This is a genomic window from Halobacillus massiliensis (genome assembly GCF_900166625.1).
In the GTDB taxonomy this organism is placed as follows: Bacteria; Bacillota; Bacilli; order Bacillales; family Halobacillaceae; genus Halobacillus_A; species Halobacillus_A massiliensis.
In genome coordinates this window covers 1,437,486-1,460,432 of record NZ_LT800499.1, presented here as the reverse complement: position 1 = coordinate 1,460,432, position 22,947 = coordinate 1,437,486, and the positions used below count along the sequence as shown (strand labels likewise).

The following is a 22,947-nucleotide window of genomic DNA, read 5'->3' as shown; positions in this document are numbered from 1 at the left end:
TTCCTTAATCCTAAAGATCATTACACCCGTCAAATTATACTAAGGATTCTCAAGAAAAACAACAAGCAGGATTACTCAAAAACTGTTTCAACTACTCGTTTAGAAGATTCTCCTTCTTCCCATGCACAGAATCTTTCATAAAATGCTTCGAAAGAATCATCAAGCTTGTAATTATTCTGTTCGAATTTTTTTATCGACTCAATAACTTCAGAAGTTGTCTTAGTTAATGGGCCAGGAGCTTCTTTCTCAAGATTAAGGTAGAATCCTCGTAAACTGTCACGATATTCATCAATATCATACACGTAGAAAATAATCGGTCTTCTCAAATTCGCATAATCGAAAAACACAGAAGAATAGTCTGTAATTAAAACATCAGATATTAAATATAAATCTCTAATGTCTTCGTGCTTAGAGAAATCATATGCAAAACCTTCAAATGGACCGAGGTCAAAATTCTCTGCAATTAAATAATGCATACGAAGCACCACTATATACTCGTCGCCAAGCTTGTTCTTCATTTCCTGAAGATCCAGGCTCAAGTCAAATTTGTACTTCCCGCGCTGATAGAATTGGTTATCCCGCCAGGTCGGTGCATAAAGAACAATCTTTTTATCTTCTGGAAGATTTAGTTGACGTTTAAGCTCACGTATTGTCTCCGGCTTATTTTCTTTATATAAATAATCATTTCTAGGGTAACCGGACTCAATCATATTCTTACCAAATAAGAAGGCGCTCTTAAAGATTTCACTAGAATATTCATTTGGTGCTACAAGATAATCCCATTTGTTCGCTTCTTTAACAAAATTGCTCTTATATTTAAGAGTATTTGTTCCCGGCATATGAACTTCATCCATATCTGCAGCTAACCGTTTAAGCGGCGTACCATGCCATGTCTGTACGTACTCTGTACCTTTAGGTTTAGGCAGCCAGTTAGGCAGCCGGGTATTTGTCACCCAATACCCCGCTCTCGTCATAACAAGAAGCCACTTTAAAGAAAAACGTCTTACGACAGGGAGTCCTTTTTCAACAAACTCACTATAATGGCGGCGGTCCGCACTCCATATAAGCTCATAAGAAGGAGTCTGTTCTTTCATATACTCATAAATTGCTCTCGGACTATCACTGTACTGTTTTCCATGGAAACTTTCAAACACTACTAATTCTTTCTTACTTGGCAGATAACTGAACAATTGGAAAACTACTTTGTAAAAATCAAGAGCTTTCTTTCCTCTTCTGATCTTTATAATCTTATTTTCTGCTAACCTCAAAGACTCTTTAATTACGTTATTTTCTACAATATGAAGGGTAAGGTAGTTCATTACTTTAGTTGAAGCGACCTTGAATTTTATCTCAGTCCTCTCAATCGTTTTCTGGTATGTCTTTTCAAGCTTTGTTTTTCCAAAAAATTTGAGTCGAGGCGATTCTCTCCACATTGTTTGATTACCGTCAGTTGTTTCGATTTCAATAGAAAACTTCAAATAATTTGGTAGTTCTCCAGTGTGTAATTCAGAGAGATCCACTTCCACTTCAAATTCAGCTAGTGAAGCATCGTTTTGATTGATCATATTCACTGGTAGTCTAGTTTCCAAATCCACGGAATCAGTAATTAATAAATTCACTTCATCTTTTTCTTTAAAAGCTGCTTTTTCTACTTTTCCAATGAGGGAAAGCTTTCCTTCATCTGTTACAACTACACTATTAATACCGGCAAAGAAATCGATTTCACTGAATCTGAAGGAGACATTATTTTTCTTAGTAAGATATGGATGAAAGGTCTTCCCAGACTCTGCTTCTTTTACTCGGGCGTACTCTATTGCAAAATTAGGGGAACTTAACCTGTGATTACCTTCACCATTTTGTAAGTAAAGATCCCAGAATTCTCCCTCTTGTAATTTATTTTTCCATTTATTGTAATCTAGAATTCCGTATAAAAGTCTAACATTTTCATTTACATTTTTCTCAGAGATCGGAATATTAATCTCCTGGTAAGATTGGCGGTTAATTAAAATTAAACGATTAACTTTATTATCTTCTGCTGAAATAGGAACATATAATGAGAAATTCCCTTCTTTGTGCCACTTTACATCGGCTATAAACGGCTTAAACCTATTTTTCATATGATTCAAAACCCTTTCTTTTCAAGATTTATATTTGGTCTGTAACTTCATTGTACACTCTTTCACAATTGTTTAAATCTGTTCTATCAAATATTAAGTGTTTCTTATTCAAAAAAAGTTCTTTTTCTTGAAATCCATTTTCAATATAACTTTTGAGTTTTTTTAACAAAAAATCTTCCGTAAAGCAAATATCGCCGACGAATGTTTCCTCGATAGGACGTAATAATCCTTTGCGAAAAAAAGATTCTCGGTCAAAATGATAAAACAGTACAGGCTTATCCATATAGTTAAAATCGAAAGAAACGGATGAATAATCAGTAACCATTAAATCATTCTCCAGCAACAAATTCTGGACATCCTTCTCGCCCAATTTTACGACATTAATTTTGTTGTGAGCAAAGTCAAAATGTTCTACAAAAGGCTGCATTCGATAATGGGGGAAAAATGTAAGTTCCACATTATGAGTATCCAGGAGACTATGGAGCTTTGGATGATTTAAAAGACCTTTATACTTTTTAAAGTAATTTGATTCTAAGAATTGATCTTCAGTCAGCAACCAATCTCTCCAAGTTGGAATAAATAAGATAGAATTTTTATTAGTCTTTTTATTTACTAAATTGTCAAAGCGAGTAAGGCCAGTTATTGCAACATCTTCTTTATCATATCCAAGTTTATTAACAACTAAATTTTTTTCGGAAGTTGAACTGACACAAAATACATTAAAAGGATATCTATAAAATGCTTTATGGTACTCTACGTTTTTTCTTCCCAGAACACCATGTTGGAGAAAAATCCTTTTTCCTTTTTTGTAGGATTCGAATTCGATAGCTTTGGCTGGAAGAAAATACTCTAAATCATGGGACCCAATAAATGCACTAGCTTTAGCAGCGATTTTATAATGGTCAATACTCCCTATATAAAGTACATTTCCTAATGATGACACATTTTCGATTTCATTTGAATCAGGATCAATAGCATAATAAACTTTTTTTTCAGGATACATTTCTCGGCAATATTTAAAAAAATGGTATCCGGTATCTTGAGCAGTGTTGGAGCGCTCGCCAATGAGCCAAATATCTTCTCCCAGCTGATCCCAATACTCTTCTGATAAATATTTCATTGCTTCGTGTGGTACTCTGTTCACTTCTAATTTAACATTTCCACTAGGAGTATAAGTTAAATAAGCAATTTCATTAAAGGTTTCTTTCTCTATAATTATTCGATCAATTATATCGTCCTTATAGTAATCAAATAATTTATTTCCTAATCTTCTTTCCTTTATATTGTCCTTATAATGGAACCTAATAAAAAAGTCAAATATCTTTTTATTGCCATTTCCAAGGTTTATAAAACAGTTTAAGTTTAATTCAAGTTCGAAACCACTATAGTTATAACAATAACCGTGACTTTGAAAGTTATTTTTTACACCTTTTAATGGGAGAACGTATTCATTTTCTGTTTCCCGGTCTCTGATAACCAGTTCCCTCTTAACATCTTCTTTATTTCTCCACTCTATTGTGTCTAAATAAGCGTAACCATCTAGTTTTATCCTTTGATCTCTTAATGACATATTTGTTATTTCACGTTCTACACTAAGATCCTTAAAGACAATTGATAAATGTTTATTTACGGTGGAATATAAGTAAATTTGATATATTGAGCCACAGTCCCATTTCACCCTTGACTGGTAAGCCAATTGTTCACAATCCACTTTAAAACGGACCATTTGGCTGTCGTTTTTAAAAGGGAGTGTTAAAAAAACATCCCACCTTTGTGTCTCATTATTCTCTGGAATTAACTCTCGATAATCTATTTCAAACGAATAATCAAAAAGTTCTTCAGTTATTTTTCTCAGTTTTACAGGCACAGTAATTCTTTCATTATAGTTCCGGGTCAAAATAGAAACCTCTTCCTTACCGGTTGCATTCTTAATTAAAGAACTTTCTAAAACACCCGTACACTTCACTTTACAGCCGCCTGAAATTTTCGCTTCAATTCTGTCCATATAAATAACTGAAGCCTGGATCTTTGAAGACAAGTAGTTATTTTTTGTTATATAAAAGTTATTTACTCTTGCTTCTCTTCTGGCAGAAAACACATTTTCTAACTGATTTAAATTACTGTTTTGGACTACATTTATTCGAAAACTGTCACTATTAATCTTTAAGTAATAATCCCAAATTCCTTTAGAGGGTTTTAAAAAAGCAAAGTCTATAGCTGTTCGCCATTTCATTCCATCTCTTTCAACAGGAAAATGATATTCGAGATCCGATCCTCTCTTTCTCATCATTAATTCCAAATCATTTAAATACTTTTCTTCTGCATAAACCTTACCTTCGAGTAAAATATTCCCTTTTCCTTCACTAATTAACTCTAAAACATGAGGCAGTTTCTTCGAAGTTTTATAATAATGAGGATCCATGACTTCCAAGCTGAAATTGTTTTTTATCGTTACATACGGGACAATCAAGAAGTCATTTAATTCTTTAGCAAAAGACCAGTCTGTCAGATACATTCGGAAAGCCTTAGAAGGTTTTAACCGGAATTTTTTTTGCTCTGCAGTTAAATAAAATGCATACTTACCGTTCACACATAAACTTTTCAGGTCCAGAATTGCCTTAGAGTGTGAAGTAACTTTTATCTTTTTTACTACTTCTTTATTCCCCATATTCACGACCCATACTTCGACATTTGTTTCCTTTGGGATATTTGACAAATGAATATCCATTACTTCTTTATGTAATTGAATGTTTTTAATTTCTACATCTGAAGGCTCAAAGGGCTCCAAGGAATTTTTTTTATCTTTATCTTCATTTTCTAAAAAGAAAGCCAAAGCTTTTTTAAGGACTTCCATATCGCTATCTCCCCCGATCAACTACAAAAAATTCTCATAACGGTTATTTTAACCTTATATTTAGACTCTATCAACTTTTCAAATAAGAAGGGTTATTACAGCCTTCAATTTTACCGTGACGACATAAATAGACAAATTCTATCATTTTTCGTAATATTTCATTCATTTATTTGTAACATAGTGATATACTATGTCCATAATAATGAACACCATGAAATAAATAGATAAATAGTAATAGATATGTACTATCTCTACTTTTTTCCTATTTCATTTTTTCATATGCTTTAAATACTTTGGAGAGGGTGAGGCCTATGTCATAACTCCTTAAAGTGTAAAAAATGAAAACCTAAGAAACTAGGAGGAAAAAAAGTAGATGAGTTTAAGCTTTTTAAAGTTTTTTTTGGCTGCACTGTTCTTTGTTCCATTATTATCAGTAACACCAATGATTGAGAAAGTTGCAGCAGAAGGTGAAATAAGAGGTGTTGCTCTTAAGGAACCTACAAAAGTCTATAGTATAGAAAGTAAAAGTTCTAAAGTCCTTAAACAATATACAAAAGGTTCTATTCTCCGATATAAACCGCATAGCAATAACTGGTATATTGCTACTGTATATTTGAACTATAAGGCTTACACCGGGTATATACATAAAGACGATGTTAACAATTCAGTAAATAAACAGCACGGCCTACAAGGCCGGGCTATTAATAGTGTCGTTAGCGTGTATGATAAAGCAAATATTGACTCTAAAGCTTTAAAATCATATGGGCAAGGCTCTATTCTCAAGTATAAAACTTTCTCTCATGATTGGTATGAAACCACCGTGTATTTAAACTACCAGCCTCATACAGGATATATTCACAAAAGTCATGTAGAGACAGCCGTGGAGGAACAAGAAGATTTTACAGGAATTGCTCTGCAAAATAAAACAAATGTTTATTCTAAGGCTGACACAGGTTCCAAGGTTTTAAAATCTTATCCATACGGAAGGATTCTTTTGTATAAATCATATTTAAATGATTGGTATGAGGCTACAGTTATTATCAATCATGAGCGAAAAACCGGCTACATTCATAAAAGCCATGTAGAAACCGGGGAAAAACATGGTGCAGAAGATACAGGCATTTCTATATTGGAACAGACTAACGTCTATGCTGATGCAAGCACCAATTCTCATGTTATAAAGGCTTTTCCAGAAGGAACCACTCTCTCATTTAAAGCCTATTCTAACGACTGGTACATTGTCGAAAAAGGTGTAAATGGAGTTAAAAAAACAGGATATATTCATAAAAGCCATGTCCGAAAACCTTCTCATGGGGATAATACTCACAAGGGAATTGGTTTAGAAGCACCAACTCATGTATTCAACGAGACTTCCACAAGCTCTAAGAAATTAAAAACATATGAGCAGGGAACAATTCTTCAATACAGAGATTTTTCACCTAACTGGTATGAAGCTACAGTATATTTAAACTCAAAACCCCACATTGGATTTATCGCAAAATCGCACGTCGATAACCTGAAAAGCGACCAGGAAAAAATCAGCGGTCTGGCAGCTGAAAATCAAACCATTATGTATGAAAGAGCATCGAAGCAATCAAATATTGTGCATGTATACGATAAAAACGAAATTCTAAACATCAAAACCTTCAGCAATAACTGGTTCGAAGCTGAGGCATATATAAATGGTCAGAATAAAAAAGGATATATTCACAAAAATCAAGTTAGTATAGAAAAATTAAACTATGAAATAACAAATTATAATCATAACTTTAATGATGTTTTGGATGTTCAAATGACAAGAACACCAAAAGCTGATGGAGCAGGAAGAATTTCCGCTTCCAGAGAACAAGTGGCTTTTTATTTAAATCCTGATAACTTCGACAAGAATTCCTCAAGTTATTATCAGTTTTTAAAATTGTCACAGCCAGCTGGATTGGATGCTGCAGAAACGAACAGTAAGGTTCTCTATAATGCTGGAGTACTAAAAGGAAAAGCATCTTCGTTTATAGAAGCAGGCAAGGTTCACGGTATTAATGAAGCTTATTTGATTTCTCATGCTATTCATGAAACTGGTTATGGCACTTCTACGTTAGCAAGAGGAGTTCCAGTAGACAGGAATGGCAATGTGGTTTCTGAAAGTAACAAAACGCATACTGTCTACAACGTTTATGGTATTGGTGCCGTTGACAATGCACCGGTTTCAGGCGGAGCAAAGAGAGCATTTAATGAGGGGTGGTTTACACCTGAGTCCGCAATAATTGGCGGAGCCAAATTCGTATCCGTTAATTATGTACACAGCGGACAGGACACTCTCTATAAAATGCGATGGAACCCTGACTCCCCGGGCCACCATCAATATGCTACCCATGTTGCTTGGGCCGAAATTCAAACAAAAACTATTGCTAATATTTATGATGCATTAGATAATTATGCATTAGTTTACGATGTACCGGCATATGTAGGACAGCCTTCTTCAACTCCTGAGCCTGATCCGAGTCCGCCTTCTCGAACTTATATAGATTATCCTGAGAATGTTAAGGGAGTAGTCACGGTAAATCCTGGTTCTAATCTAAATGTAAGAAAAGGGCCATCTACTAGTGATTCAGTTATAGCTACGATACCTTCTGGCAGTAACGTCGATGTATTAGGAACAAACGGTTCATGGTATGAAATCTCTTCTGACGGTAATAAAGGATGGGTCAGTGGAGATTATATTGATTCACTTAATCTTTTGGAAGTTAAAGTAAGTAATTTAAACGTAAGATCTGGTGCCTCTGTTTCTTATGCTCCAGTAGGTTCTATTCAAACTGGAGATCTGGTTGCAGGTGTTTTGGATAACCGAAATAACCTTATTAAAAATAAAGAATGGTATCAAATCCATTTCAATGGATCCACAGCATGGTCAAGCAGTGGTATCAATAATAACTACATCATCGAGAAGTAGAAAATGTAAAAAGCAGTTCTCCTAGGAGAACTGCTTTTTTTAAATATCGAGAATGTTTTCAGCCCGAGTATCCTTACGGGGCGCCCTTTAAAAACAAGCTATTTTGAGGGAACCGTTTCTCTATAATAAGGAAATTGAAATCCGAATACCCACGAGCCATAGAGATGATTAAACAACTACTCTAATGAAGAATTCCATCCTGGGAATCAATGTAATTTATTAGATTCAGTTGTTTTAATTTGTAACATCTTGTACTATATAATAGACAGAGATACTAAGTATTATATAATAGAAATTTCATCATATTGTAAATATAGTGTTTTAGTTTTGTAAAAATAATGGTATATACTCTATAATGGTATGTTTAACAACCAAGGAGGAGAAACATATAATGAAAAAAGTAATCACTTATGGAACCTTTGATTTACTCCACTGGGGACATATTAATCTATTAAAACGCGCAAAAGATCTAGGAGATTATTTGATCGTCGCTATTTCATCAGATGAATTTAATGCTATTAAGAATAAAGAAGCTTATCACAGCTTTGAAAACCGTAAAATGATACTTGAAGCTATCCGCTACGTCGATGAAGTAATAGCTGAAGATAATTGGGAGCAAAAAGTAGAAGACGTTCAGAAGTACGATGTGGACGTGTTCGTTATGGGTGATGATTGGAAAGGTAAATTCGACCACTTAAAAGATTATTGTGAAGTCGTGTATCTCCCTCGTACTGTTGGAATTTCAACTAGTAAAATTAAAGACGATTTACTGGATGTGAACAATGGTTAGAGACTTTTTGATAAGCATTTATTTGCTTATCGTGAAGGTTATTTTTAATATTGCTAAACGTGCTCCCCAACGGAAGAAAACGGTTTTTGTTTCTTCTTTTGGGGATAATATTTTGTTTACAGTTGAAGCTCTAAAGAAACAACAGTACAGAGGAGACATCGTAATTTTAAAAGAAGCTCGATGCCAATTTTCTTTTCAAGAGGATAAACAAACGACTGTATTGCCATTCCAACCCAAGAAGCCTTTAGCGTTTGTAAAGTCTATTTATCATCTGGCGACTTCGGAAAAAGTGTTTGTAGATAATTATTTTGGTTTTCTAGCTGCTGTTAACTTTAAGAAAAATGTAGAGTGTATTCAATTATGGCATGCATCGGGTGCCGTGAAACGATTTGGGCTGGCTGACCCTTCGATTGAAGGGCGGACTATGAAAGCAAAAGAGAGGTTTCGAAAAGTCTATCAGCGGTTTGACAAAGTGATTGTGGGATCAGATAAAATGGCAGAAATTTTCAAGAAAAGTTTTGATTTAGAAGATCATAATATTTTAAAAACAGGGATTCCGCGAACAGATTTCTTCTATGATGACCATAGCCAAATTGAGAAAAAATTAAGACAACAATTCTCCCAAATTAAAGGCAAGAAAGTTCTGCTGTACGCCCCAACCTTTAGAGAGCATCAATTAACAAACCCTGAAATTCAGCTGGACCTTAAATTGATGTATGAATCGCTTCAGGAAGACAGCATACTTCTTCTAAAGCTTCATCCAGCAGTTAATTCGAACTTTCACAATCCTTATCCTGAATTTATAGTGGATGTCTCCAGCGGTGTGCATATTAATCATCTGTTGTTAATTACTGATGTTCTAATTACTGATTATTCTTCAATACCTTACGAGTTTTCATTGCTGAACAAGCCAATGATTTTCTACTCTTTTGATTTAGAAGAATATGTAAGGGTGAGGGGATTTTGGGAAGACTATCATACCATGACACCAGGACCAGTAGCATATACTACTCAGGAAATTATTGAAATTCTTTGGGAAGAAAACTTTAATTTTGAATTAATCAAACGATTTTCAAAGCAATGGAATGAGTTTTCCGATGGCCGATCCAGTGAAAAATTAATTGAAGCTGTATATGATAAAAAAACATCAAGACTTCCTGAATTTGTAAGTCAACATTAAAAGCTCCATGTGCATTAGGCACATGGAGCTTTTTTAACTTACTGCAGGAAGTGCTTTTTTCTTGTCTTGATAACTTCTTCTCTTCGTATTCCCGACAACGAAAGCTCCTAAAGGAAGAATAGAGATTATTTTAATAATCAAGATTGTAAGCAGTAATGATATTATGAATAAACCAATTACCCCTATACTGTTTCTGCCGAAAAAATCTCCAGCATACGGGGCGATAAGCCGCTGGACTTGCCAATGCACTAAATAAATTCCTAACGAATAGTTACTAATTAGATTTATGATCTTAGAATCAATAAAGTAACGCTTCAAGCTCAGGACACTTAAGCTTAAGAAAATCGTAAATGCATATAAATCTAATCTGCGAGAATGTACACCTGTTTCTCCATTTTGAAAATTAATATATATAATAGCAATTGAAAAGAACATACATAAGAAAGGAAGCCATTTATTTTTTTCAAGAAAGTGTAAAACTTCTTTATAGTACTTACCAATAATAAAAGCGACAGTAAAATAGCCAAACCAGGCAGTAAAGAAAAGCTTATGATACTTTGTATAATCTTGTAGAAATTGAAAGCCTGAATTGAAAGCCATTAAATGAATGCACATTACAAAGAAACTGATAGGCAGTAGAGTTTTCATAGACACATTAAAAGTCACCACAATATAATGAAGAATATAAAACTGCAGAATGATTAGTATAAAATACCCTTCAAATTGGCCAAAAAACATATTGTCAACAATCTTTTGCGATACAATAATATTTGGATCTATATAGTTCTTTACTAATGCATCAATAATGGCAAACGAGAAATAAGGTAATAGAATGAATTTAAATCTCTTTCTAAAAAACCCTTCCGGCAATTTATCTGGATATCGATTTGCCAAAATGATTTCTGATAAAACAATAAAAGTTGGGGTGGCATAACATAGTAATACTCTTGCTAACGTATATAATTCTGAATCAGGGAGACCCAATTGTCTTCCCATATTGGTTGTACTATGCAGGAAAACAATGGATAGGCATGCTAACACTCTTAAATAATTCCATTCTCTAACCATACTCTTTAACTCCTCTTCTTTATAAAAACCCCCTGTTTTTTGGTCGTACTCTTAGGGGAATCATGTATTCCTGCTCACATAATGTGACAAACTTCTCATATTGAATGAACCAAATTGTTTAGCTGAAAGATGAATAGGACATATGAAGACCTACCTAGACAAAGAATAATTAAATGTAGAAAACCCAGAATAGCTTCTTGGCTAAACTAGGTTTTCTATTTTAGATATTTGCCAGAGTCTTACGTATGTCTAACCAATGACTCTGTCTTAACCAAATTTTTAAATACCATCTAATTATCCTTCATTGTCCTTCTTTCTCTTTGTTGAATTTCCTTTATAGATCCTGCGAATTGTATGAAGAACAGGCCGTTTCCCTTTCTGAACAACTCCTGTCATTTCAGCAAACAAATGAAGCAGGAATAGCATAATAAAGGTGATTCCTAATGAAACACTAAAAGATGTTAAGGAAAACATAATGGCCAGAAAGCCAAATAATGCACTGAAGCCATAAATAATCAACACTGTTGTACGGTGGCTGAAGCCAGCGGCTAAAATTTGATAGTGAATATGCTTATTGTCCGGCATCATAATCTTCTGTTTGTTTAAGAACCTTCGAATAATAGAAAACAGTGTATCAAATAAAGGGATGGCTAAAACGATAATTGGAATTACAAAGCTGAAAAGGGTAACATTTTTAAATAACCCGACCATCGAGATAACGGCCATCGAATAACCTAAAAATAATGATCCTGAATCACCCATGTAAATTTTTGCCGGGTAAAAATTATGGACTAAAAAGCCTAAATTACTGCCTATTAATACGATACAAAGAAATACAATAGCTACTTGAGGCTCTATCGCTAGTGCCATTATAGCCACACTTATTAAAGATATAGTCGTAACTCCGGTGGCAAGACCATCCAGACCATCAATTAAGTTGATTGCATTCGTTATCCCAATAATCCAAAAGTATGACAATATGATACTTACTGGATCACTTAAAGGTATCATCCCAATAAAAGGAATGGTTAAAATATCGATCTGAAGCCCGGAGAATATCAAAATTGACGCCGCTAAAACCTGTCCGAGAAGCTTTGCGACAGGCCTAATCTGGAAACGATCATCTAAGAGACCTGTCAATACAATGACGACAGCTCCGATCGAGATAGCTGTGAAATATTGAATATCAGGACGGATGATTAGCATTCCTGCGACAACACCGCCAAAAATGGCTAGACCGCCCATTCTCGGTGTGATGATTTCATGAATTTTCCTTGCTTCAGGATGGTCCATCATCTTCCACTTTTTCGCCAATTTTATGACTGGAAATACGAGCAGATAACTGACAGCCATTGACAAAAGAAAAGCAGCTAGTATTTTTATATAAATAATCATAATAATCCTCACTTGACAAGGGAAGCCCCTTTAAAATTATACCGACCCCCATTATATCACACGTAATATTGGGTTTTGGGCAATTTAAGGGATTTTGAAAAAGCAATTTAATAATATAGTAAGAAATAAACTAAATTGGATATTTAAAGTAAAAAATATTTTAGTTTTCCATCCAACAAAAAAAGCCCTGATTAAAATCAGAGCTTCCACAATTATACGCTTTTCTTAATTTGCTCATTGACACTCTCTTTTACTTTTTCCAGGAGGCTGCGGCTTTCTTCACTGGAATTTGTTTTCACACCATAATAAAACTTAATCTTTGGCTCTGTCCCAGATGGACGCAGGCAGAACCAGCTGTCATTTTCTAAAATAAACTTAACCACATTTGATTTTGGCAGCTCAATGGTTTCTTCTGTACCATCAGCGTTTTTCCGTTCAGATGAAGAATAGTCTTCGACGGCAAGGACTTGAAGACCTCCTGCCTGCGTTAAAGGATTGCTTCTAAAATCGTCCATTATCTGTCCAATTCGTTCGCTTCCTGTCTTTCCTTCCATAGTCATAGATTGCAGATCTTCAAGGAAGTAACCATGCTTCTGATACAGCGTATCTAAAGCTTCATGCAGAGTTTTGCCTTGGGACTTCCAGTATGCCGCTACTTCTGCTGATAGTACAGCAGCCTGAATAGCGTCCTTATCCCTCGCAAAATCTTTTACCAGATAGCCATAACTTTCCTCATAGCCAAACATAAATGTATGTTCACCTGTCTGCTCATATTCTTTTATCTTTTCACCTATGAATTTAAAACCTGTCAGTGTATCCAGACTGGAAAGACCGTAATGCTCAGCAATGACGCGCCCAAATTCCGACGTAACAATGGTTTTAATAACAATTCCATTCTGCGGAATTTCTTCAGACTGGGAAAGCAGATAATCAATTAAAAGAGCCCCTGTCTGGTTACCTGTTAACACTTTATAGTCACCGTTTTCATCTGGAGCAGCTACACCTAATCGGTCAGCATCCGGATCAGTAGCAATGAGCACATCCGCATTCGTTTCTTTTCCTTTTGCAATGGCTAATTTAAATGCCTGATGTTCTTCAGGATTAGGAGAAGCAACGGTAGAAAACTCAGGGTCTGGTTTAGCTTGTTCTTCGACTGTATATACTTTTTTCAGCCCCATCTGCTCTAATCCTTTTTCAACGAGCATTTTAGCAGTGCCGTGAAGTGGAGTAAAGACGACGCTTAAATCATCGGCAAGGCTGTTTATATCTTTTTTAACATTCACTGTCTTTAATGCTTCAAGATAAGGCCTGTCGACATCTTCATCGATCCACTTTAGTAAGCCGCTGGCTTCCAATTCAGCCTGGTCTGCCGCTTCCACTTCAAGTTCGTTTTCAACCTTGTTCACCATATCTATTACAGTACTCGCTTCGTTTGGCGGGAGCTGTCCGCCATCAGAGTTATAAGCTTTAAAACCATTATATTCGGGTGGGTTATGACTCGCCGTAATGACTACTCCCGCTGCTGCGCCAAGGTGCCTTACAGCAAATGATAATTCTGGAGTGGGACGTAAAGAGGAAAAAACATAGGATTGAATTTGGTGCTGTCCTAAGACTCTAGCCGTTTCGACTGCAAATTCTTTTGACATATACCGGGAATCATAAGCAATGGCGACACCCTTTTCCTTTCCATTCTGGCTTTCAACATAAGAAGCCAGTCCTTCAGCTGCACGTCGAACTGTGTAGATATTCATTCGGTTGGTACCTGGCCCTAGCTTCCCTCTCATACCGCCTGTACCGAACTCGAGATCCTTATAATAGGCCTCTTCCAATGACTGCTCATCCTGCTGCAGCTTATCGAGCTGTGTTCTTAACGAAGCGTCTAAAGAAGTAAATTCGTTCCAGCGGTTAAAGTGATCATTCCAAGTCATATTATCAGTCCTTTGTTATAATATTCTAACTATGTATTGGGAAGTAATTATAACATATATACCCTTATTTCAGGGGCAATAAATACAGAAAAAGGACAAAATCTTTGTCCTTTTTTGTCTATACTTGCAGTTGTTGAATCATCTGCTTGATGACCTCTTCTGATGACGATAATTCGGAATTTTCCGTTTGAGTTAAAATTAATTGAAGCATTTCTTTTAATTCCTCAGCTTTTGTCAATTTCTATCACCTTTTCTATATTCTTAGTAATCTCTATACCTATATAATTTGATTTCAAAACTTCTTTTTAGCGTTTTCCAACTTTATGCCCTATTAAATAAATACATAGAATGGCTGCTAAAGCGCCCGCACTGTCTAAAACGACATCTCCAACATACGGGCTTCGATTAGGTGTCAGCCCTTGATGCAGTTCATCAGTAATGGCATATAAGACAGTAAACAGCCAGGAGATAAGTAGAACCAAGCGTTCAGATACTTGCCAGGTCTGATGAACGGCCCAGTAGAATAAAAGCGCCAAAATAAAAAACACTGCGACATGGGCCCCTTTTCTAATGAAAAATTCGACGAAGCCTTCTGTTCCAAGTGCAGCAGTGCTGACAACCTGTCCGTTGTATGTAAAAGTAGATCCATCTATGTAAGGTGTCAGCCAGGCCAGATCAAGCCATTGCTTTAAAAGCGGCTGAACGTTTTGTTTTTCATAGGGTGTAGATGAGGAATAAAAAATAATCCCCATCCAAAAGAATGCAGGGATCCAGTTGCCTATCTTTTTCATATGTTTCCTTTCAGCCAACAGTACTTTCTCCACATTTTAACACATTTCTACAATAAATGGTCAGTTTTTTCAAAAAATAGAAATAGCTATTTTTCCATATATGGCTATTGTCCACTATACAGCTTTTCTCTGAATTCTTTTGGACCGATTCCTACCTGCTTTTTGAATACTCTGGTAAAATAACTTTGGCTGTTATAGCCTAAAAGAATGCTGATTTCCATAAGAGAGTACGGCGTTTCTCTCAGTAGTTCTTTTGCTTCTTTTATCCTTTGCTCGTTAATGTATTTAGTCAGGGATATTCCTGTCTCCTTGGTGAAAACACTCGACAAGTAATTCGGGTTTACTTTTAGTTCCTGGGCTATGCCTCTGAGGGTAATATTTTCTGTTAATTTTTGAAAGATAATATTCTTTGTTTTATGTACAAGCGGGGAGACACGGCTTATCAGGTTTTTTTGTTTAATCGCATCAAGAAATGCCCGCACAATCGTATACTCCAGATTCTCAACGTCCTGTACCTTTTTCTTAGATTCTAAGTGATTTATGTAAAAATCATGGAGGGTAAAAGCTTCATTTTTATTAACCCCTTCTTCAATAGAGATTCTCGTTAGTTTTGAAATGAGTGTAATGATATTATTTTTAGCCGACCTCAACTCGTCACCATTTCCCAGTGGATATTGGGAGGTCTTCCTCAATTTTTTATATTCTTCCAAGGCTTTTATATCCCCTTGTTTAAAAAAACGGTTGAAATTGTCATTTAATTCAATTAAATGTCGATAGTCTTGTGAGTGAAGCTGATTCAACTTATATTCACGATATTCCTGTAGTTCTTTTGTAGGGATATCTTTGAGAGAATAAACCCCTTCTGCCTCATTAGGAAGGAGCGCATGAAGCAGCCTTTCTACTGCCATAAGATCTTTTTTCTCAACAACTGGAAGCTGTTTAAAATATTCAATTGTTTCCCCTTCATAAGAGAAATCCAGACCATTCAAAATAAGAAGCTTGCGTACTTGAAACTTCCCTACTTCATGGGTAAGGTAAGGGCCGACTCCGATAAATGTAAAATCTCCCTCTTTATCTTCTAGAGGATAGATGAAAAAACTTTGAAAAAACACATCTGAAAAAATCTGTATTTGAAAAGGATTCTTTTTACTTTCCATTAAACAATGCTGAAGGGTAGAATGAAATATTTTAGGTGGAAGCTGAAATGTATCGGGAAAATATCTTATTACTCCGTCTTTTTCATTTAATGCCAGAATGGATGTTCTAAAAATCCTGGCACAATCCCTCAGCAATTGAAACAATTCCAATTGTCGAATTCTCATTATCGTATCCCCTCCTACACTCAATATATATTATTTTTCAAAAAAATAACATCAGCTCTTAGCTGATGTCTTGTTTACTCCTCTTAATTGTATCGGTAAGAAATTTTCTTACCTCTTCTAACGTTAACCCCAATTCTTTAGCTTCTTTCATCATCTCCATCCAATCTGTATCCAATGAATCCCTACGAGACCATGCTTTCATTTCCAATGAACCTCCCCGTTCATTCTGCGAACTTTTCTAATCCCATTCGCGATCTCTTAAAAACATATGACCATTATAAATAAATTTCCAGAAATTGTTTTTAATATTTTTCAGATAATTTTAATATTTTTCATTTAATTTGAAATAAAGATTTCATTTTTATTGTAAAAAACGCTCGAAACCTGATTAAGACGTTTCCGTTACCTCATTCTCTTTTTCCTTTTTTTGTCGAATATAACCTTCACCTGATAACAAATCCTGGATTGATACATTAAGAGTGGAAGCCATTTTATCTAATACGCCCAGCGATGGATTCTCCTGCACCCCTCTTTCAATATTACTTACATAAGATTTGGAAACACCAGCTTGTTTAGCGAATTTATTTATTGAAAGTCCTCTGTCTTTTCTTATCGTTTTAATTCGCTCTCCAATCTCTGACATTACATCACTCCTTTCGTTCTTTATAAAGAATAATTTATGTACATTATAACGTGTGAAGTTCATCATTAAAAGTGTTATTTTCGTAATAAAGAACAAAAAAAACACAAAACACCCTCCTGAGAAGGTGCCAGCCCCTAAAAATTAGTTCTTTACTCTTACTTCGGGGGTCCAGGAGGGTGTTTAAGAATTTACTTTACTCCATTTAGCCGCCAGTTCATTAAACTTATCAATATCTTTAGCATCAAGAGCTAAATCAATCATCCTTCGCAAATTTTCTTTTTCCAGTTCCTGAATGATTAGGTCTGTTTTCGTATCTTCGATTTTAAGTGTCTCTTTCTTTTGTCTATCAAACGGCATAATAATTGAATTTAAATGTGTAAGAAACTCAGGCAGTTTCAGTAAATCAGCGACTGATACATATACAGTCCGTTTTCCTCGCTGAAATACAAAAATGTCAAAAACGTTATGAATGCGCTTACTTTCTCTGTCATAAATAATCTCTCTTGATTCCATAGGGATAAATTGATACAGTTCATCATCAATAAACAGGGAAAAGTACTGGTAGGCGAGAACAACTCTAATAAATCGCTTATCTTCCTTAACATAATATGGCTTTAACATTTTAATATTAAGCATGGAGCCCACCCCTTTAAATCAGAATTTTCTGTATTTTACTATATTATCCCTTACTTTGGGCAAAAAATAAAGTAATTTTAATTACCGATCCTCCAATTTTTTAATAAGGCATAAGTGACCGAAAATGTTTGCGAATTTCATTATGTAGTGAATAGTCATTTACAGCCTCTGCAGGTTGGCTTTTAATATATTGATGAAAAACCTTCATCCCTTCCTTCATAAAAATTTCTTCTTTCCCTGACAGCCCCATTTCTTCAATAATCCGGGCGATCATCACCTCATACATTCTCCATGAATACGTGACTTTTTTCATAATTATCTTCACCTCCAAATAGGTATAATTACTTATATAATGAACATCTCAAATAGTCAACTGCCCTATACTTTTTTATGCTTTCTTGTTATTATTCAAAATTGTTTTTAATGTTGATATATGTCAAATTTTTCATCAAATCACTTATTTTTAAGAACTTTCAGCGAAGTCTTTAGTGACAATATGTTAAAATTGAGACAACTAAAATATTAAAAATATTCAAATAAACAGAGAAAAGAATGAAGGAAAACCTGTTTCACCTTGTGAAACCTTTATCTTTTCGTTACAATGTCCATTACATATAATAAAATGTTTATTTCAAGTGGACAGGGAGTGTGGGAAAATGAAAGAAACAATTTCTGTAGGACTTCTGGGATTAGGTACTGTTGGAAGCGGCGTAATTGAAATCCTGGAAGATCATAAAGAAAGTATTCAACATAAAACGGGTTGTAACGTAAATATTAAAACAGTTCTTGTCAACAATTTATCAAAACCTAGAAACCTGCAAAACAATGAAACTAAACTTACTGATCAATACACAGATATCACGCAGGATCCTGAAATAGATGTTGTGGTTGAGGTCATGGGAGGCATTGACCATACTTTAAAAATATTGATGGAAGCCATTGAAAATGGGAAACACATTGTAACAGCAAATAAGGATTTAGTCGCTCAGTATGGTGCTGAATTACTTGAAGCCACACAGCGAAACAAATGCGACCTCTTTTACGAAGCCAGCGTAGCGGGAGGCATTCCAATCCTTCGAGCTATTCTGGATGGTTTGTCATCTGACCGTATTCGTAAGATGATGGGAATTGTCAATGGAACGACTAATTATATTCTAACTAAAATGTCGAAAGAAGGCGTCGACTTCGATACAGTACTGAAAGAGGCCCAGGATCTTGGCTTCGCTGAAGCTGATCCTACTGCAGATGTCGATGGTCTTGATGCAGCAAGAAAAATGACCATTCTTTCTATCCTTGGGTTTTCGATGCCTATTAACCTTGAAGATGTCCAAATAAAAGGGATAAGAGGGTTGTCACTTTCTGACATCAATTATGCGAAACAGCTGGGCTATTCTGTTAAATTAATCGGCGTTGCAGATCACAGTGAAAATGGAGCGTCGATCAGTGTAGAGCCTACCCTGCTGCCTCTTGATCACCCACTCTCATCTGTAAATGATGAGTACAATGCAGTATATGTATACGGTGACGCTGTTGGTGAAACCATGTTTTATGGTCCAGGAGCAGGTAAATTTCCTACTGCCACAGCTGTCGTGTCCGATTTAATTGCTGTTATAAAAAGTTTAAGACTGGGAACCTCTGGCATGGCCTATGTACAACCGCAATTTCCTAAGAAAATGAAAACTAAAAATGATACAATAACTAAAAAATATTTACGCCTGCACGTTCATGATCAGCCTGGTATGTTAATGGAATTAACGAAAATTTTTGCTCAATATGATATCTCATTTGACCAGATCATCCAGCGAAAAGCAGATGCAGAAGATGAACGGGAGCTCATGATGATTACGCACCAGGTGAGTGAAGCAGATTTCGAGCGCGCTTATGAAGAACTTGGAAAACTTTCATCCATTCGTTCAGTTGATAGTGTGTTCCGTGTAGAAGGGAGCGAATAAAATGTGGAAAGGTCTTATAGATAAATACTCAAACCATTTACCGGTAACTGAAGAAACTCCTAACCTTACATTATACGAAGGAAATACTCCTCTATTGCCAATTCCTACGATTTCAAAAGAACTTGGAATTGATGCTTATGTGAAAATCGAAGGGGCCAACCCGACTGGTTCATTTAAAGACAGAGGAATGGTTATGGCTATGGCTAAAGCTATAGAAGCCGGGTCTAAAGCGGTTATATGTGCCTCAACCGGCAATACGTCCGCATCTGCTGCAGCATTCGCTGCACGGGCAGGACTGCGCTGTATCGTCGTCATTCCTGATGGGAAAATTGCAGAAGGAAAGTTAGCTCAAGCCGTTATGTATGGGGCAGAGATCTTTTCTATTAAAGGAAATTTTGATCAGGCACTGAAAATGGTACGTGAAATTGCTGAAAAAGAGCCTGTTACTCTTGTGAATTCTGTAAACCCTTATCGAATTGAAGGACAGAAAACAGCCTCTTTCGAAGTATGTGATGTACTAGGCGATGCCCCTGACTTCCTTAGTATTCCTGTGGGAAACGCGGGGAACATTACCGCTTATTGGAAAGGTTTTAAAGAATATCATGAGAGTAAAGGAACAAAGCTGCCAAAAATGCTTGGATTTGAAGCCAGCGGTTCTGCTGCTATTGTGAGAAATGAAGTGATTGAGAATCCTGAAACAATTGCGACTGCGATTCGGATCGGTAATCCGGCAAGCTGGCAGCCTGCGTTAAAAGCAGCTGAAGAGTCAAAAGGGAGTATAAATGAAGTAACCGATGATGAAATCATTGAGGCTTATCAGTGGCTGGCAGAAACCGAAGGGGTCTTCGCAGAACCCGCTTCCTGTGCTTCTATCGCGGGCACGATTAAGAAAGTTAAAGACGGTACAATTCCTCAAGGTTCCAAGGTTGTTCATGTGTTAACAGGAAATGGCTTAAAAGATCCAAATACGGCCATTGAAAAAAGCAAAATTAAACCAATTGTTATTGAGAATGATCTTAAACAATTCTCAGAAGCTGCAGGCGTTCGATCATGAGTATGTTTACAATTAGAATCCCTGCAACATCAGCAAATTTAGGACCAGGATTCGATTCTGTGGGCTTAGCTTTGCAGCTTTATGTCACACTTGAATGTGAGCCCGCAGATGAATGGAATTTCGTTCTTTCTGAGCAGGATGCTCCGTTCATACCAAACGATAAAAATAATCTCATTTATAAATCTGCTTTGTTTACTGCAGCCAAGTTTAAAGAAAACGAACTGCCTCCTTGTCAGATTCGAATGACAAATGATGTCCCAATTGCAAGGGGACTTGGCAGCTCGTCGACCGCTGTTGTAGGAGGAATTGAACTTGCTAATCAGCTGTTAAACTTGAATCTGACAAAACGGCAAAAGCTGTTAATCGCCTGTGAAATAGAAGGCCATCCTGACAATGTGGCACCCGCTATTTATGGAGGAATTACCGTTTCAAGTTATGACGGCCATAACCTGGAATCTGTCCGCTTTTCCAAAGGTCTTGAAAACGTGACGTTTGCCGCTGTGATTCCTGATTATCATGTAGAAACTGAGAAAGCGCGCGCTATTTTACCAACTCAGCTTCCCTATAAAGATGCGGTTTATGCCAGCGGAATGGCTAATGTCTTAGTAGCAGCTTTAGCTGAGCAAGACTGGCAGCTTGTCGGGAGAATGATGAAACAGGACAAATGGCATCAGCCTTACAGGGGCGAATTAATTCCCGACTTTCCGAAAGTATCTGAAGTTCTGAATAAACATAAAGCTCTCGGTTACTATATCAGTGGTGCAGGTCCTACAATGATTGGCATGTTTCATACCAGTACTAACTTCACGAATCTCATCACAGATTTATCACAATATAATATCGATTTGTTACAAGCTGATATAAACGGGGTAACAGCCGTTAATTCCGCTCCTTTGAACCAGTAAATAAACTGGTTCTTTTTTTATTATTAACTGGCCGCAGAAATTGTTTGAATATGGTGATAAATTACACTATAAAAATAGTAAAAGTTTGTATACAATAAATGAATAGATATTAATAAAGGAGTTAAAGTTTATGGCAAAACGAAACAAACAATATGAATACGATTTAATTGAAGTTAAACGTTTAATTCAAGACACCGAGAAAAATTACCGCGAAATTTCTGCTGAAACCGGTTGTCCATATGCGAGCGTCGTTTACCATGGTCGTAAAATCCGCGGCCGTGTGAATCGAAGCAAACATGAAATCCTTTCTGAGCTGGAGACGACTCCTTCTATTAGAGATGAACAGGAAGAAAATTTCCCACTGTTCGGCGGCACTTCATTAAATATTTCGAGGAGTAATATTTCAATTAACGATGCTGAGCAGGAAGCTGCACGTATGATCAAAGCGGCCAGGGCCCTTGGTTTAAGTAAAATTAACATTACTATTGAGAAATAATAAGACAGCCGTGTTTTAAAACACGGCTGTCTTATTTAATTTTGAACGCAGCTTTTTACGGGCGTAACGTCCCCAGTTCTTAACTGCATCCTTCTTTACACCTTCTCTTTTGGCGATTTCCTCTATAGACTGATCTAAAACTATAAAGTAATACACCCACTTCCACTGATTCTCTGTAAGTAATGAACGTATTTTTGTCCAAAAATAATCATCTTTTATAACATCTTCAGTAAAGTGTTTGTCTGCTGCCTTCTGGTACTGAACAAATACCTCTTCTTTTTTTACTCGTCTTATCTCCTTGCGGATACGGTCTATTAAAGCATTTCTAACTTTCCAGCTTAAATAAGTTGAGAATTTACCAATGGAGGGATCGTATGTATGATAGGCTTTCCAGAGGGCTTCTAATCCTTCAGCGAAATACTCGCCTGCGGGGTCTTTAATATGGAGGTTCTTAATGTGGAAATAAATGAGGCGCTCATTCCTTTTGACTATCTCTTCAAACTCTAAATCTTCATTTTTCATCTCTTAGCTCCTTTGTCGATTTTACCCTTCTATAACTATGATCGAATTAAGGAGCTCATTTGGTGTCACGAAAATTGAATTTTTTTAAATTTTCTTAGTTAAAAATTAAATTATTGAAAAATTAGTAAAATATTCAGAAAACTATTTCTATTTTTCAGATTTTACGAGATAATAAAATTACGCGTAATAATAAATTGGATATTCAATTAGAAAACGAGATGAAATTGAATCAATCATTTATGAAATATCAGTCTCTAATTTACTACACTCTTCACAAACTCAAAGCTCCTCTCCCTTACGAAGACTATGTTCAAGAAGCATACATAGTTTATGAAAAGTGCAGAAAGACT

General features: G+C 35.9%; 19 protein-coding genes. 7 read left to right on the top strand and 12 right to left on the bottom strand.

Annotation, left to right across the window (positions count from 1 at the left end; all coding sequences use genetic code 11):
* Nucleotides 1–71 precede the first annotated feature (71 nt).
* Together B7E06_RS22230 and B7E06_RS07180 are read right to left on the bottom strand one after the other, a co-directional pair.
* Entirely contained in the window at nt 72–2,117 is a 2,046-nt protein-coding gene (locus B7E06_RS22230) for a CDP-glycerol glycerophosphotransferase family protein (RefSeq protein ID WP_082233332.1), read from the bottom strand.
* 28 nt (nt 2,118–2,145) lie between these two features.
* Nucleotides 2,146–4,971 (bottom strand): CDP-glycerol glycerophosphotransferase family protein, encoded by a 2,826-nt coding sequence (locus tag B7E06_RS07180; protein WP_082233331.1) that lies wholly within the window; start codon nt 4,969–4,971, stop codon nt 2,146–2,148.
* Between the two features lie 373 nt (nt 4,972–5,344).
* Between B7E06_RS07180 and B7E06_RS07175 the strand changes: the two genes are divergently transcribed.
* The 3 genes from B7E06_RS07175 to B7E06_RS07165 all read left to right on the top strand — a co-directional run bounded on the left by B7E06_RS07175 (nt 5,345) and on the right by B7E06_RS07165 (nt 9,885).
* Nucleotides 5,345–7,915, top strand: a complete 2,571-nt coding sequence (locus B7E06_RS07175; protein ID WP_082233330.1) for an SH3 domain-containing protein — start codon at nt 5,345–5,347, stop codon at nt 7,913–7,915.
* A 391-nt stretch (nt 7,916–8,306) separates the two neighbouring features.
* The gene (tagD, locus tag B7E06_RS07170; protein WP_082233329.1) at nt 8,307–8,705 is read left to right on the top strand and encodes a glycerol-3-phosphate cytidylyltransferase; all 399 of its coding nucleotides are present in this window, start codon (nt 8,307–8,309) and stop codon (nt 8,703–8,705) included.
* A complete protein-coding gene (locus B7E06_RS07165) occupies nt 8,698–9,885 on the top strand; it encodes a CDP-glycerol glycerophosphotransferase family protein (RefSeq protein ID WP_082233328.1) in 1,188 nt (395 codons plus the stop codon). The genes tagD and B7E06_RS07165 overlap by 8 nt, the downstream gene beginning before the upstream one ends.
* A 33-nt stretch (nt 9,886–9,918) precedes the next feature.
* Here the strand turns inward: B7E06_RS07165 and B7E06_RS07160 are convergent, their stop codons facing one another.
* The 9 genes from B7E06_RS07160 to B7E06_RS07120 form a co-directional block, all read right to left on the bottom strand.
* Nucleotides 9,919–10,953, bottom strand: a complete 1,035-nt coding sequence (locus B7E06_RS07160; RefSeq protein ID WP_082233327.1) for an acyltransferase family protein — start codon at nt 10,951–10,953, stop codon at nt 9,919–9,921.
* A gap of 294 nt (nt 10,954–11,247) precedes the next feature.
* Nucleotides 11,248–12,348, bottom strand: a complete 1,101-nt coding sequence (locus B7E06_RS07155) for a glycosyltransferase family 4 protein (RefSeq protein ID WP_082233326.1) — start codon at nt 12,346–12,348, stop codon at nt 11,248–11,250.
* Nucleotides 12,349–12,560: 212 nt separating this feature from the next.
* Nucleotides 12,561–14,276 carry a phospho-sugar mutase gene (locus tag B7E06_RS07150; protein ID WP_082233325.1) on the bottom strand — a complete coding sequence of 572 codons (1,716 nt, stop codon included), beginning with the start codon at nt 14,274–14,276 and terminating at the stop codon, nt 12,561–12,563.
* 305 nt (nt 14,277–14,581) lie between these two features.
* Nucleotides 14,582–15,085: a VanZ family protein gene (locus B7E06_RS07145; RefSeq protein ID WP_245807694.1), complete on the bottom strand. Its 504-nt coding sequence runs from the start codon at nt 15,083–15,085 to the stop codon at nt 14,582–14,584.
* A gap of 86 nt (nt 15,086–15,171) precedes the next feature.
* Complete coding sequence (locus tag B7E06_RS07140) at nt 15,172–16,389, bottom strand: helix-turn-helix transcriptional regulator (protein ID WP_082233324.1); 1,218 nt, start codon at nt 16,387–16,389, stop codon at nt 15,172–15,174.
* A 58-nt stretch (nt 16,390–16,447) separates the two neighbouring features.
* The gene (locus tag B7E06_RS07135; protein WP_082233323.1) at nt 16,448–16,591 is read right to left on the bottom strand and encodes an anti-repressor SinI family protein; all 144 of its coding nucleotides are present in this window, start codon (nt 16,589–16,591) and stop codon (nt 16,448–16,450) included.
* 186 nt (nt 16,592–16,777) lie between these two features.
* Nucleotides 16,778–17,032 carry a helix-turn-helix domain-containing protein gene (locus tag B7E06_RS07130; RefSeq protein ID WP_082235938.1) on the bottom strand — a complete coding sequence of 85 codons (255 nt, stop codon included), beginning with the start codon at nt 17,030–17,032 and terminating at the stop codon, nt 16,778–16,780.
* A 180-nt stretch (nt 17,033–17,212) separates the two neighbouring features.
* Nucleotides 17,213–17,668: an IDEAL domain-containing protein gene (locus tag B7E06_RS07125; protein WP_082233322.1), complete on the bottom strand. Its 456-nt coding sequence runs from the start codon at nt 17,666–17,668 to the stop codon at nt 17,213–17,215.
* Between the two features lie 100 nt (nt 17,669–17,768).
* Nucleotides 17,769–17,981 carry a hypothetical protein gene (locus tag B7E06_RS07120; RefSeq protein WP_082233321.1) on the bottom strand — a complete coding sequence of 71 codons (213 nt, stop codon included), beginning with the start codon at nt 17,979–17,981 and terminating at the stop codon, nt 17,769–17,771.
* 343 nt (nt 17,982–18,324) lie between these two features.
* Here B7E06_RS07120 and B7E06_RS07115 point away from each other — a divergent pair, with 343 nt between their 5' ends.
* The 4 genes from B7E06_RS07115 to B7E06_RS07100 all read left to right on the top strand — a co-directional run bounded on the left by B7E06_RS07115 (nt 18,325) and on the right by B7E06_RS07100 (nt 22,075).
* Entirely contained in the window at nt 18,325–19,620 is a 1,296-nt protein-coding gene (locus tag B7E06_RS07115; protein WP_082233320.1) for a homoserine dehydrogenase, read from the top strand.
* A gap of 1 nt (nt 19,621) precedes the next feature.
* Entirely contained in the window at nt 19,622–20,674 is a 1,053-nt protein-coding gene (thrC, locus tag B7E06_RS07110) for a threonine synthase (RefSeq protein ID WP_082233319.1), read from the top strand.
* Complete coding sequence (thrB, locus tag B7E06_RS07105; protein ID WP_082233318.1) at nt 20,671–21,579, top strand: homoserine kinase; 909 nt, start codon at nt 20,671–20,673, stop codon at nt 21,577–21,579. Before thrC ends, thrB begins: the two co-directional genes overlap by 4 nt.
* Nucleotides 21,580–21,709: 130 nt before the next feature.
* Nucleotides 21,710–22,075 (top strand): hypothetical protein, encoded by a 366-nt coding sequence (locus B7E06_RS07100; protein ID WP_082233317.1) that lies wholly within the window; start codon nt 21,710–21,712, stop codon nt 22,073–22,075.
* 15 nt (nt 22,076–22,090) lie between these two features.
* On the opposite strand, the gene B7E06_RS07095 is transcribed toward B7E06_RS07100, so the two are convergent.
* Complete coding sequence (locus tag B7E06_RS07095; RefSeq protein WP_082233316.1) at nt 22,091–22,597, bottom strand: sigma-70 family RNA polymerase sigma factor; 507 nt, start codon at nt 22,595–22,597, stop codon at nt 22,091–22,093.
* Between the last annotated feature and the right edge of the window lie 350 nt (nt 22,598–22,947).